We start from the raw sequence: 12,680 nt of genomic DNA, 5'->3' as shown, positions 1-12,680 counted from the left end.
CTCATCTGACCACCGTCTGCACGTCCGGCGGGTGGCCGTTCCAGGTGACGAAGACCGAGTTGGTGCTGCTGCCCTTGGAGAAGTCGATCCGCATCCACTCGGTGTCCTGCCAGACCTGCATCTGCCAGCCAGAGTCCGGAGTCGCGGAGACCAGCTCGGCCCGGTCGGCCTTCATGTCCAGCGCCACCCGGCCGCCCGGCACCAGGTAGCTGTGCACCGAGGTGGCGGTCGACGCCTTGCGGACGGCCGTCGGGCTGGGCTTCGAGGACGGGGTGGGGGACGGGCTCGGGGAGGAACTGGGGTCGGCCGGGCGCTGGGTGGCCTCGCCGACGGTGGCCACCGCGACCTGCCCGGTCGACGGATCGTCAGGCGTACCGCCGGTCGCGGAGGGCAGCGGAAGTGCCGACGGCTGCTCGAAGCCCGCGTCCACCAGCACCGCGTGCACGCCGAACCAGGACAGCGCCACCGCCGCCCCGGTGGCCGCCGCCCAGGCGCCGAGTTGTACCAGTCCGTTCCGCATAGCGTGCACATCCTGCCGCATGGCCGTGATCGGCAGGTCGGGGGCCCTGGAATTCGACAGGGAAGTTGCACAAAAGCCGCAGGCGCTCGCTCCGGCCCTGTTCCCGACCTCGATCCCACCCCCCGAGGTACAGACCAGTTCCCCCGAATGGCGTACCGTGCAGGGCCATGGCAACAGTGCTCGTGGTCGAGGACGACCCCTTTGTACGCTCCGCCCTCATCCGGCACCTGTCCGAGTCCGGCCATGCCGTCCGCAGCGTCGGCACCGCGCTCGAGGCGCTGCGCGAAGTCGCCCAGGTCGGCTGCGACCTGGTCATCCTCGACCTCGGCCTGCCGGACCTGGACGGCAGCGAGGCGCTGAAGATGATCCGCGGCCTCACCAACGTCCCGGTGATCATCTCGACCGCCCGGGACGACGAGGCCGAGATCGTCCGCCTGCTCAACGACGGCGCGGACGACTACCTCGTGAAGCCCTTCTCCGTCGAGCACCTGACGGCCCGGATGGCCGCGGTGCTGCGCCGGCTCGGCGGCGGCAGCGCGCCCGTCGTACAGGTCCTGCGGGTCGGCGGCCTCGCCATCGACGCCCAGCGCCGCGAGGCCGTCCTGGACGGGCGGACGCTCGACCTCACGCGCCGTGAGTTCGACCTGCTCGCCTTCCTGGCGGCCCGGCCCGGCGTGGTCGTCCCGCGCAAGGAGATCCTCGCCGAGGTCTGGCGTCAGACGTACGGCGGCGACCAGACCATCGACGTCCACCTCTCCTGGCTGCGCCGCAAACTGGGTGAGACCGCGTCAAACCCGCGCTATCTGCACACCGTGCGCGGCGTCGGGGTCCGGCTGGAGGCGCCCGCGGAGCACCGGGCGTGAGGCGCGGACGGGGGGGACGTACGGGACGCACCGGGCAGTCGCTGCGATGGGCCCTCATCAAGGCCGCCGTCGCCGGCACCACCATGGTCGCGCTGGCCTTCCTCATCCCGCTCGGCCTGATGGTCCAGCAGACCGCCCGCGACCGGGCCTTCACCGCGGCCGAACGGCAGGCCGCCGCACTCGGCCCGGCCCTCGCCATCACCACCAACCAGGAGGCCATCGCCCGCGCCCTGGCCAGCACCGACGCCGGTGCCCAGGACCGGATCGCCGTCCATCTGCCGACGGCCACCGCCGTGGACGCCGTGGTCGGCCAGGGCCGGGCCGACGCCCTCGCCGTCTCCACCGCGAACGGCAGCGCGAACGGCGGCCAGGGCCGGTCCTTCACCGTGCACGTGCCCGGCGGCTTCGCCCTGCTGCAGCCCGTCGCCGTCGACGGCGGCCGGGTCGCCGTCGTCGAGGTCTACGTCGCGGAGAGCGACCTCACCCGGGGGGTCAGCACGGCCTGGCTGGTGCTCTCGGTGGTCGCCCTCGCCCTGGTGGCGATCTCCGTGCTGGTCGCCGACCGGATGGGCGCCCGGATCGTCGCCGCCGCCCGCCACCTGGCCGGGGCCGCCCGCTCCCTGGGCAGCGGCAACCTGGCGGTACGGGTGCCCGTGGAAGGAAAGCACGCCGACGGCGCCCCCGACGAACTCCGCGAGGCCGCCCACGCCTTCAACTCCATGGCCGACCGGGTCGTCCACCTGCTCGCCGCCGAACGGGAGCTCGCCGCCGACCTCTCGCACCGGCTGCGCACCCCGCTCACCGTGCTGCGCCTCAACGCAGCCTCGCTCGGCGAGGGAGACGCGGCCGACGCCACCCGGCACGCCGTGGCCCAGCTGGAACGCGAGGTCGACCAGATCATCCGCTCGGCGCGGCGGGCACCCGATGACGCACCGTCGGTCGCCCTGGGCTGCGACGCCGCCGAGGTGATCCGCGAACGGGTCGGCTTCTGGTCGGCCCTGGCCGAGGACGAGGGCCGCCGCTGGCAGCTGGCCGGCGACGACGGGCCCGCGCCCGTGCCCGTCCAGCGCGGCGACCTGGCCGCCGCCGTCGACGCACTGCTCGGCAATGTCTTCCGGCACACCGCGATGGGGACGGCCTTCTCGGTCGACGTCCTGGCCACCGAGAGCTCCGTCATCGTCCTGGTGGGCGATGCCGGCCCCGGCTTCGCCGACCCCGACAGCGCGCTTCGGCGCGGCGAGGGGCAGGGCGGCGAGGGCTCGACCGGGCTCGGCCTGGACATCGTCCGCAAGCTCGCCGAGGCGACCGGCGGCGACCTCGCGCTCGGCCGCTCCGCCGTCCTGGGCGGCGCCGAGATCCGCCTCCGCCTGGAGACCCGCGGCACCCCGCCGCGCACCACCCGCCGCCGGGCGGCCCGGCTGGCGGGCACGGTCCGGCGCCGGGGGTGAGCCGCCCTGGCGGCTTTCCGGGTCGGAGGCTGATCTTCCTTAAGTGATCCCTAAGGGAGGCGTACCCCTCGCTCAGGTGACCGATTCGGGGGGTTCGGCCCCGCTAGCGTCAGCGTCGGCGGGGCTCGGAGCCCCGATCTGACGGTCAATTCGCGGAGGTACGCCGACCATGACGCAGCCCACCCGACGCTCAGGACACCGCCGGCGCAGCCGTAAGGGCGCGGTCATCGGAGCCTCGGCCGTCGCCACCGCCATCGTCGCCGGCGGCGTGGTCGCGCTCGCCTCCTCCGCCAGCGCCGCCTCGCTCGGCGCGGTGTACAGCAGGACCAGCAGCTGGGAGAGCGGCTACACCGGCCAGTACCTGGTGACCAACCCGGACGCCAAGGCGATCGAGGACTGGACGCTCTCCTTCGACCTGCCGGCCGGCGCGAAGATCGACTCGCTCTGGAACGCCAGCTTCACCGCCTCCGGCCAGCACATCACCGTCAAGCCGCAGTCCTGGAGCAAGCGGATCGAGCCGGGCAAGACGGTCGACGTCGGCTTCGTCGTCCAGGGCTCCGGCGCGGCACAGGGCGAGCCCGGCAACTGCCTGATCAACAACGTCTCCTGCAAGGCCGGCACCGGCCCGGCCCCCACCCCCTCCGGCCGCCCGACCACCGCCAAGCCGACCACCCCGGCCCCGACGGCCAGCGCCACCACGGCGAAGCCCACCCCGACGGCCACCAGGACCACGGCGTCGCCGACCCCGACCGCCACCAGCACCCCTGTTCCGACGACGGGCGCCCGCTTCGCCCCCTACGTGGACACCTCGCTCTACCCCGCGTACGACCTGGTCGCGACCGCCAAGGCGAGCGGTGTGAAGAACTTCAACCTCGCCTTCATCGTCTCCGGCGGCGGCTGCACCCCGAAGTGGGGCGGCGTCAGCGACCTCTCCGCCGACGCGGTCGCCTCCCAGATCGGCGCCCTGCGCGCGATCGGCGGGGACGTCCGGGTCTCCTTCGGCGGCGCCAACGGCAGCGAGCTCGCCACCGCCTGCTCCTCGGCGGCCGACCTGGCGGCCGCGTACCAGAAGGCCGTCGACGCGTACGGCCTCACCAAGGTCGACTTCGACATCGAGGGCGGCGCGCTGGGCGACACCGCCGCCAACGCCCGCCGGGCCCAGGCCATCGCGCAGCTCCAGAAGACGGCGGCCGGCAAGGGCAAGACCCTGGACGTCTCCTTCACCCTGCCCGCCCTGCCCAGCGGCCTGACCCAGGACGGCATCAACCTGGTCTCCGGCGCCAAGAGCAACGGCGTCTCGATCGGCGCCGTCAACATCATGGCGATGGACTTCGGCGACGGCGTCGCGCCCAACCCCAAGGGCCAGATGGGCAAGTACTCCATCGACGCCGCCACGGCCACCCAGGCGCAGGTCAAGAGCGTCCTCGGCCTGAGCGACAGCGCAGCCTGGGCCAAGGTCGCCGTCACCCCGATGATCGGCGTCAACGACGTCGCCACCGAGGTCTTCACCGTCGCCGACGCCACGCAGCTCGCCGACTTCGCCAAGACCAAGCACCTGGCCTGGCTCGCCATGTGGTCCGGCACCCGCGACAAGACCTGCGAGGGCGGCGCCAAGAGCTACGCCGACGCCACCTGCAGCAGCATCGTCCAGCAGCCCCTCGACTTCACCCGCGCCTTCGGCGCCTACACGGGCTGATCCGCCGATCCCCTGATCCGCTGATCCGCCCCCGCTGACCCCACCGGCAGCGCTCCTGGCCCACTGAGGGGAGGGCCAGGAGCGCTGACGTTACTTTCTCGGCCACCTTCGGTCGGTGGCCACCGCCACCCCCGGCAGGACCGCTGAGCCGGTGGCGCTCCGAGCCCCGTCCGGTAATGTCGCTAGCTGGTCTACCGGCGGACGGAGCGGAACGTGACAACGGTGCAAGAGGAACGCAGGGCGCCCGAAGGGCTGCCCGCGCAGGCCCCTGCCCCGGCGTGGCGCCGCCCGCTGCAGGCGCTGGAGGCACCCGTACGGGCGCTGCGCGAGGCCCCGCGCCGTCCGCTGGCCCTCGCCGGCGCGGTCGCGCTGGTCTCGCTGCTCGCGTACGCGATCGTCCGGCACTTCGTCGGCACCTCGATGGTGGACATGATCGTCTACCGCGCCGAGGGCGCCGCCGTCGCCAACGGCCAGGACCTCTACGGCCTGCGGGTCACCGAGTGGAACCTCCCCGCGACGTACCCGCCCTTCGCAGCGATGCTCTTCGTGCCGACCACCTGGTTCGGGATCGGCTTCCTGCGGATGGCCATCACGGCGGGCAACATCGCCCTGCTCGGGCTGCTCGGGCTGCTCGCCTTCCGGCTGGCCGGCTGGCCGCGCCGTGAGCTCCGACCGGTCGGCGTCGTGCTGATCGCGGGTCTCGGCGTCTGGCTGGAACCGGTCTTCACCACGCTCCGCTACGGCCAGATCAACCTCGTCCTGGCCTGCCTGATCCTCTGGGACCTCACCCGCCCCGACGGCCGCCGCAGCAAGGGCATCGCCATCGGCATCGCGGCCGGTCTCAAGCTCACCCCCGGCCTGTTCGCCGTCTACCTGCTGATCACCGGCCGGGTCCGGGCCGCCCTCGTGGCCGGCTTCACCTTCCTCGGTACGTTCGCCCTCGGCGCGCTCGTCCTGCCCGACGCCACGTACGGCTTCTGGACCAAGTACCTCTACGACTCCTCCCGGGTCGGCAAGACCGAGATCGTCGACAACCAGTCCGTGCGCGGGGCCGTCGCCCGCCTGCTGCACGCCGCCGACCCCGGCAGCCTGGCCACGCTGGCCAGTGCCCTGGTCGCCGTCGCCGGGCTCGCCACCGCCGCCTGGGCCTACCGCAGCGCCCGCTGGCTGCCGCGCGCCGAGGCCTGGGGAGTCTGCAGCGCGGCCGTCACGGCGGTACTCGTCTCGCCGATCAGCTGGACCCACCACTGGGTGTGGTGCGTCCCGATGCTGGTACTGCTCGCTGCCGAAGCCGCCCACGAGCGCTCCCGGCCGGCGGCGGTGCGGCGGCTGCGGTGGCGGCCGATCCTCGGCGCGACGCTGCTCGCCTTCCTCTCCTTCGCGATGTGGGTCGTACCGCACAAGGGCGACCTCGACCTGCACCTGCCCGCCCTGCACCAGGCCCCGGCGGACGTCTATCCGCTGGTCGGGGTCGGCTTCCTGCTGCTCTCCGCGCTGCGGGTGCAGGCCCGCCGCCGGGCGGCGGGTGCGCCGCTGGTACGGCTCCCGCGCCAGCGGGCCGGCTCGCCGGACGGGGCTGGGGCGGACTCGGGTTCAGGTGCGGGCTCTCAGGAGCGCCAGCAGGCCCCCGCGGCCCGCTGAGACTCCCTGGCCCGCTCCGAGGCCGGGTCCTGCTGTGGGCCTCCCCCTCACGCGAGCAGCTCGGCGAGGGAGTGGTCCAGGTCCAGCGCCGCCAGCTCGGCGCCCGGCGGCACCAGCCGGTGCGCCCGCTCCAGCCACGCCGCCACGGCGGGCAGCGGCGCCTCCAGCAGCGCGTCGCCCGCCGGGGAGGTCAGGGCGAGGCAGAGCACGCTGCGCCGCCCCGAGCGAGTCGGCCAGATCCGGACGTCCCCCTGACCGCACGGGCGGAAGGTGCCCTCCACCAGCAGCTCGCGGGCGAACACCCAGGTCACGGGCGTGCCGGTGTCCAGGTGGAAGGTGATGTGGACGGCGAACGGGTCGTGGCTGCCGTACGACAGCCGAGCCGGGACGGGGACGCTGCGCTCGGGGGACAGCACCAGGTTCAGCTCGAGTTCGTGCTCGACGACGCTCGTGGACCTCTCCATGACCAGGTTTCCTCTCGGGTGTCCGTGGGACCCGCCTCCGAGCCCCTACACAGGGGAGAGCGCGATGGGTGGAAGGTCTTACACACGTTTCGCGGACGTCCTGGAATTGCGTAACTGCCCGTCCGCAGGCCGCAGAGGTACTACCCTTTGTGACTGACTGGCGACTGTCCGCCTGCATGCCGGTCGGTCGTCCGGCCGCGGCGCTCGGAGCGTTGCTGCCCGGAGCTGCCCATACGCCGCCACGAACCCTTGCCCGGACTCGCCGCCAGGACCCGCTGCCACGAAAGAAGAACCACATGACGGAACGGCCCTTCGTCGGCGGCGCGGACACCGCCGTTGGCCCGACGCCGGGCTACTACCCCGACCCCTCCATCCCGGGCTTCGTCCGCTACTGGGGCGGCACCTCCTGGGTGCCCGGCACCACCAGGCCGGCCCCGGCGGAGGGCGAGGTGCTGGAGCCGCCCCGCTTCGTCGCGCGGCACGCGCCGTCGGTCGGAGCGCGGTACGTGCCGCCGCCGGTGGTGGCTCCGGTTGCGCCGGTTGTGCCGGCCGTGGAGTCGACGGCGTCGGCTGTGTCGGCTGTGGCGGAGCCGGTGTCCTGGCCGACGGGGGCGGGGGCGGGGGCGGGGGCGGGGGCTTCCACGTCCGTTGCCGAGACCGGGCCGGTGTTCTTCGACCAGACCACGGCCGGTGCCTCGTTCACGCTGGCTCCGCACGCCGAACTGGAGCTACGGCCGCGCTCGGCGGTCGAGGCCCGGAGCGAGGCATGGAGCGCGGTGCCCGCTGAGCCCGTCCTGGAGCCGGTGATGTCGCCGCTGCCCCCGAGCTCTGAGCTGCAACCGGATCCGCAGCCTGAGGCGCAGCCGCAGCCGTCGGGGCAGGCAGCCGCAGCAGGCACAGGCTGGCAGGCCGACCCGAAGGCGCAGCGTGGGCTGCTGGAGTCGGAGGACGCCCCGCGCTGGGTCTCCTGGGGCGTACTGCCGACCGCTCCGGCTCCCGTGCCCGTTCCCGCCCCGGCTGCCGCTCCCGACCCGACCCCTGTCCCGGCCCCTGCGCCGGCAGCCGCTCCCGTCGCGGTGCCGCCGCAGCCCACCCCGGTTCCGCCGGCCACCCCGGCCACCCCGGCCGCTGCGCGCCCGGCTCGGCGGAAGGCCGCGTCCCGCAGGCCCGCTCCGCCGCGCCCGGCGGCCGGCCTCGGCAGGCGGCTCGCCGCGCGGTTGCTCGACAGTGCGGTGGTAGCGGTGGCCGCCGCTGGGGCCGGGCTTCCGCTGTTCGCGTCCGCCATGACGCATGTGCAGCTCAAGCTGGACCAGGCCCGGATGGCCAGCGCGCTGACGGGCCGTGAGGTGAAGGTCTGGGTGATCGACCCGGTCGTCCTCGGCAAGGCGGGCGTGCTGCTCGCCGTGCTGATGCTGGTCGGCTTCCTCTACGAGGTGCTCCCGACCGCCCGTACCGGCCAGACCTTCGGCAAGCGCCTGGCGGGCGTCCGCGTCGTGGACGCCCGTAACGGTGGCCGGAGCGCCAATCCGCCCGGCCTCGGCCGGTCGATTGCCCGGTGGTTCGTCAGAGAGCTGTCCGCTCTGCTGCTGATCGGCCTGGTGTGGCCGCTGTTCGACCGCCGTGCCCGGCGAGGCTGGCAGGACCGGGCGGCGCGGACGCGGGTGGTACGCGCCTGAGGGCCGGTCGGCGGCGCCATGCAATGCGGCAAAACGGCTCAAATATCCCAACACCGTAGTATTCGCGATGTTCTACTCGGGTCATGAGCACCCAAGACCCCTCAGGCCCCGAGCCGGAGGAGGGGGGCGGCAAGCCCTCCTTCGACAAGCAGCCCCCGGACGAGGGTACGCCGCCCCCCGGGGCGTCCGGCCCGTACGGGGCGCCGCCCCCGCCGCCTCCGCCGACCGGGAGCCCGTACGACACGCCCGGCGGTTACGGCGCTCCCTACGGTGCCCCGCCGCCGGCCTACGGTGCCCCGTCCTCGCCCGGTCCAGGTCCCGTTCCGGGGATGCCCCCGCTCGGCAGCTGGCCCAACCGGATCGTGGCCAAGGTGCTCGACTTCGTCATGATCCAGGCCATCGCCGCGGTCATCGTGCTGCCCTTCACCAACCTCGACAACCAGAACGGGTACGTGGGCGCAACCTGGCTCGGGTATGCGATGTACCTGGTCTACGAGGGCCTGATGCTGAGCCGCGACGGCCAGACCCTGTTCAAGAAGCTCATGAAGGTCCGCGTCGCGATGCTGGTCGACGGCAGCGCCCCCACGAGCGCGGCCGCCTGGACCCGGGCGGCCACCTTCGTCGTCCCGGCGTTGATCTGCTGCGGACTGCTCTGGTGGCCGGTCGACGGCCTGTTCGGCGTCTTCGACAAGCCGTACCGTCAGTGCATTCACGACAAGTCCGCCAAGACCGTCGTCGTCTCGACCGCCTGACCGGCCGTCCACTCGGACCACGGGCCGCGACCTGAGCGGCACGCGCCCGCGGTCACGGCCTCGGTGTCTCCGGCGGCGTGCAGGAGCCGGTGGATTCTGCTGACCCGGTGTCAGTGCTGGCGCGCGTACTCCGGCTGCGGTGCGGCCGAGGAGGTCGGGGAGAGGGTGCTCGGCCGGGGCGTCGACCTCCGCTGGGTGGCCGTTATCAGCAGCGCCGTGGCGAGGGTGCCGAGTGCCACGGCGAAGGCGACCAACACCATGATCTCGAACACCTCCGTGGCGCCGGAGACGGCGAGCAGCGCCACGGTGGTGGCGACGACGGTCAGGGTGCCGGTGCAGAACTGGGCGATGGTGGGGCGCGTCATGGCGGTCAGTCCTTCGCGCGAGGTTGGTTGTCCCCGAGGGGTCGTGCTGAAGGTCTACCCACGACGGTAGGCCGGTAAGTACAGCCTAACTCGGCATATGCGGGGCACAGGGGGCGCACGGGCTCACACCCACTGCGCGCTGTGCTGCCCCTCCACCGAGGGCTACGGGCGGCTGCGATGTGACGGGTGTTCATGCCGCCTCTCTCCCGCTCTCTCCCGCTCGATACGGTGATCCCCGAACCGTCTGCCGCTTCCTGGGGGAATCCGTGCCCGTACCCGCCGACTGGCCCACCACCGAGGCCGAGGCCCTCGCCGAGCAGCAGCGTCTGCGGGAGCTGGTCGAGCCGTACGGGCCGGGCCTTGCCGAGGGCGAGTTGGTGGCGGGCGTCGACGTGGCGTACGACGACGAGCGGGACGTGGTCGTGGCGGCGGCTGTGCTGCTGGACCAGGCGAGCCTGGAGGTGGTCGAGGAGGCCACGGCCGTCGGGCGGATCAGCTTCCCGTACGTCCCCGGCCTGCTGGCCTTCCGTGAACTTCCGGCCGTCATGGACGCGTTGGCCTCCCTGCACCAAACCCCCGACCTGGTCGTCTGCGACGGCTACGGTCTCGCCCACCCGCGCCGCCTGGGCCTGGCGAGCCACCTCGGGGTCCTCACGGGGCTGCGGACGGTCGGCGTCGCCAAGACCCCGTTCACCTTCACGTACGAGCAGCCCGGGCCCGAGCGCGGTGCGTGGGCGCCCCTGTCGGACGCCGAGACCGGAGAGGAGGTCGGCCGCGCGGTCCGCACCCGGCCGGGCGTGAAGCCGGTCTTCGTCTCGGTCGGCCACCGCATCGGCCTCGACGAATCGGTCGCCGTGACACTGGCGTTGGCCCCCACGTACCGACTCCCGGAGACGACTCGCAGAGCCGATTCGCTGTGCCGCCGGGCGCTGGCGGCCGCGATCGGGTGAGCGCCGGGTGAGCGCCGGGGGAGTCCGGTCAACTCCGTGCGGGTAGGAGGAGAACGGAGTCTCCCTGGAGGACGTCGGGTGAGCGCAGGTCAGGGCTGGGGCCACTGGTTGGGGTACGAGGCGGCGTTCTGGCTGACGGTGGCATGTGTTAGACATATGGGTTAGAGCTGGGTTGAGTTGCTGAGTTATGGCGTACGAGATGTACGGGGGAGGCACGAGTCGTGAGCACGGGGACCGGTTCGAGCGGTGGCTCCGGCGCCGGGTACCGCGTCGAGGTGGATGGCCTGCGCGCGTTCGCTTCGCAGGTGCGTGGGCTGCTGAGCGAATTCCAGGCGGCCGCGGACGGCACGCGGACACACGGGCAGAGCGGGGTCGGGAGGTCGGCGTTCGGTACGTTCGCCGAGGCGGAGGCCCTGCACGACAAGTACGAGGCGATGCGTGACGGCCTGCGCGACGTACTGAACGCGCTGCAGGACGCGATCGACGAGGCGCAGCGGAAGGCAGATCTCACCGCGGCCAACTACGAGGAGCAGGAGCACGAGACCTCCCGGCACCTCAAGGTGAGCGGCGACGGTTGGTCGGTCGGCAACCCGTCGGCCACCACACAGGCCATGTACAGCAGCAGTGCGACGACCAGGCCGTCCAGCCCCACCGCCTCGCCGAGGCCCCCGGCCGGCAGCGCCCCGGCGGGCAGCGGCGAGCCGCAACCGACGTGGTAGGCGACAGCGGCCCTATGAGGGACAGTCAGGGCCGTCGAGGCCCGCTTGAGGTGCGGACGGGACGGGGACGGGAGGAGTCCGAGCGAGCATGAGTGACTACACGAACTTCAACGGCTACAGCCACGGTGACCTGCGCCGCATGGTCCAGTCGATGGACTCCGGCGGCGTCATGTCCGCCAGCGACCCATGGCGCAAGGCGGCGGCCACCCTCAAGCAGATCCGCACCGCCCTCAACACGGCCTCGGGTGACGCCACGTCATCCTGGGAGGGTGCCACCAGCGACGCCTTCTACGCCAAGATGACCAAGCTGGCCAACAGCGTCAACAACGTCGCCGCTTACGCGAACGACGCGGCCATCACGATGCAGATGATGTCCGAGGCCATCGACCAGGCCAAGCGCGACATGCCCGAGGAGCCCGGCTTCTGGGACAAGGTCGGCGACGCGGTGACCGACACCGCGAAGTCCTCGGTGGGCGTCGACGACGAGGACACGAAGACCGCGGTCACCGACGAGAAGAAGGCCCAGGCAGTCGCGGTCATGCAGACCTTGGCTACCAAGTACCGGGCTGCTACGTCCTACTTGAAGCCGCCGAGGACCGGGCCGCATGAGGACATTGAAGATATTCCGCCTCCAGACTCCTCGGGGTCCGCAGCGATCAGTGGCATGATCGTCGGCGGTGGCATGGGATTTGCGGGTGCCAGTGGCGGCTCGAGTGGTACCTCCACGATGTCGCGGTCTTCTGGATCCACGAGTGGCCGTACGCCACAGTCCCCGAAGCCGGTGACACCTGCCCCAACTGACTCTGGGATCAAGGGCGGCACAGCAAACCCGGCGCCCAAGCCTCAGTCTCCAGGAACCCCGGGACCGGGCACCGGCATTGACGGTGTAGCCATCGGCACGAAGCCCGGTGGAACTGGCGGTGGCTCCCTCGGCCTAGGCGGAACCGGCGGCGGCTCTGGGGCTGCCGGTGGAGGCCACTCCGGTGGAGGGACATTCGGTGTAGGCGGCGGCGGTCTTACCGGAGGTAGCGCTAAGGGCGGTACCTCCGGAGGCCCTGGTGCAACTGGGCGCGGCGGGCTCGGTGCCAGTGGTGCCAGCGGTGCTGGAACTACGAAAAGCGCCAACGCCTTTGGTGCCGGTGGAATGCAGGGCGCCGGAGGCGGTGCTGGAGCTAGTGGTGGCAAGGGCGGTGCTGGTGGCCGCTCGGGTCCGAGCCTCGTCCGCCGCTCTGGTGGCGTAGTTGGTGAAGCCGGCCAGGGTGGATCGCGTGGCCGTGCGTTCACCGAGGGTGGTTCGGGCCTCGGACGTGGTCGTGGACAGTCTGGCCAGGGGCCCGGCGGCCAGGGCCACGGCATGCTCGGTGGTGCCCAGGCGAACAAGAAGGACAAGAAGAAGGGCAGCGAACGCCCCGATTACCTCGTCGAAGATGAGGAAACCTGGGTGTCGGGCGATAAGGCCAACCCGAACGTGGTGGAATGATTCCCTGTCCGTAGGACAGTCGGACCTGACCGGTCGTCCCGCAGATCTACGTCTGCGGGACGACCGCTTCAACGAGTGGGGTGACGAGGCTTGACGACCAGCCGAC

At 72.3% G+C, this 12,680-nt stretch carries 12 protein-coding genes; 9 read left to right on the top strand and 3 right to left on the bottom strand.

Going from position 1 to position 12,680, the window contains the following annotated elements:
• Nucleotide 1: 1 nt before the first annotated feature.
• Nucleotides 2-520 carry a hypothetical protein gene (locus FB465_RS12615; protein WP_145790353.1) on the bottom strand — a complete coding sequence of 173 codons (519 nt, stop codon included), beginning with the start codon at nt 518-520 and terminating at the stop codon, nt 2-4.
• 167 nt (nt 521-687) lie between these two features.
• On the opposite strand from FB465_RS12615, the gene FB465_RS12610 reads away from it, so the two are divergent.
• The 4 genes from FB465_RS12610 to FB465_RS12595 all read left to right on the top strand — a co-directional run bounded on the left by FB465_RS12610 (nt 688) and on the right by FB465_RS12595 (nt 6,168).
• Complete coding sequence (locus FB465_RS12610; RefSeq protein ID WP_145790351.1) at nt 688-1,383, top strand: response regulator transcription factor; 696 nt, start codon at nt 688-690, stop codon at nt 1,381-1,383.
• Between the two features lie 41 nt (nt 1,384-1,424).
• The gene (locus FB465_RS12605; RefSeq protein ID WP_170290801.1) at nt 1,425-2,831 is read left to right on the top strand and encodes a sensor histidine kinase; all 1,407 of its coding nucleotides are present in this window, start codon (nt 1,425-1,427) and stop codon (nt 2,829-2,831) included.
• A gap of 169 nt (nt 2,832-3,000) precedes the next feature.
• Nucleotides 3,001-4,527 carry a glycoside hydrolase family 18 protein gene (locus tag FB465_RS12600; protein WP_145790349.1) on the top strand — a complete coding sequence of 509 codons (1,527 nt, stop codon included), beginning with the start codon at nt 3,001-3,003 and terminating at the stop codon, nt 4,525-4,527.
• 213 nt (nt 4,528-4,740) lie between these two features.
• Nucleotides 4,741-6,168: a glycosyltransferase 87 family protein gene (locus FB465_RS12595; RefSeq protein WP_145790347.1), complete on the top strand. Its 1,428-nt coding sequence runs from the start codon at nt 4,741-4,743 to the stop codon at nt 6,166-6,168.
• 47 nt (nt 6,169-6,215) lie between these two features.
• Here the strand turns inward: FB465_RS12595 and FB465_RS12590 are convergent, their stop codons facing one another.
• A complete protein-coding gene (locus tag FB465_RS12590) occupies nt 6,216-6,632 on the bottom strand; it encodes an SsgA family sporulation/cell division regulator (RefSeq protein WP_145790346.1) in 417 nt (138 codons plus the stop codon).
• A 296-nt stretch (nt 6,633-6,928) separates the two neighbouring features.
• On the opposite strand from FB465_RS12590, the gene FB465_RS37485 reads away from it, so the two are divergent.
• Together FB465_RS37485 and FB465_RS12580 are read left to right on the top strand one after the other, a co-directional pair.
• Nucleotides 6,929-8,308: an RDD family protein gene (locus tag FB465_RS37485; protein WP_145790344.1), complete on the top strand. Its 1,380-nt coding sequence runs from the start codon at nt 6,929-6,931 to the stop codon at nt 8,306-8,308.
• An 83-nt stretch (nt 8,309-8,391) separates the two neighbouring features.
• On the top strand, nt 8,392-9,060 hold the full coding sequence (locus FB465_RS12580) for an RDD family protein (protein WP_145790342.1): 669 nt from the start codon (nt 8,392-8,394) through the stop codon (nt 9,058-9,060).
• 110 nt (nt 9,061-9,170) lie between these two features.
• Here FB465_RS12580 and FB465_RS12575 read toward each other — a convergent pair whose 3' ends face one another.
• Nucleotides 9,171-9,425 carry a hypothetical protein gene (locus FB465_RS12575; RefSeq protein ID WP_145790340.1) on the bottom strand — a complete coding sequence of 85 codons (255 nt, stop codon included), beginning with the start codon at nt 9,423-9,425 and terminating at the stop codon, nt 9,171-9,173.
• A 266-nt stretch (nt 9,426-9,691) separates the two neighbouring features.
• On the opposite strand from FB465_RS12575, the gene FB465_RS12570 reads away from it, so the two are divergent.
• The 3 genes from FB465_RS12570 to FB465_RS12560 all read left to right on the top strand — a co-directional run bounded on the left by FB465_RS12570 (nt 9,692) and on the right by FB465_RS12560 (nt 12,574).
• Nucleotides 9,692-10,375: an endonuclease V gene (locus FB465_RS12570; RefSeq protein WP_145790338.1), complete on the top strand. Its 684-nt coding sequence runs from the start codon at nt 9,692-9,694 to the stop codon at nt 10,373-10,375.
• Between the two features lie 221 nt (nt 10,376-10,596).
• Nucleotides 10,597-11,094 carry a hypothetical protein gene (locus FB465_RS12565; RefSeq protein WP_145790336.1) on the top strand — a complete coding sequence of 166 codons (498 nt, stop codon included), beginning with the start codon at nt 10,597-10,599 and terminating at the stop codon, nt 11,092-11,094.
• A gap of 88 nt (nt 11,095-11,182) precedes the next feature.
• Nucleotides 11,183-12,574 (top strand): WXG100 family type VII secretion target, encoded by a 1,392-nt coding sequence (locus tag FB465_RS12560; protein WP_145790334.1) that lies wholly within the window; start codon nt 11,183-11,185, stop codon nt 12,572-12,574.
• Nucleotides 12,575-12,680 lie beyond the last annotated feature (106 nt).

Origin of the sequence: Kitasatospora atroaurantiaca, assembly GCF_007828955.1 — a bacterium.
Classification (GTDB): domain Bacteria; phylum Actinomycetota; class Actinomycetes; order Streptomycetales; family Streptomycetaceae; genus Kitasatospora; species Kitasatospora atroaurantiaca.
The sequence above is the reverse complement of the archived record's forward strand: the minus strand, read 5'-3'. Positions and strand labels throughout refer to the sequence as shown.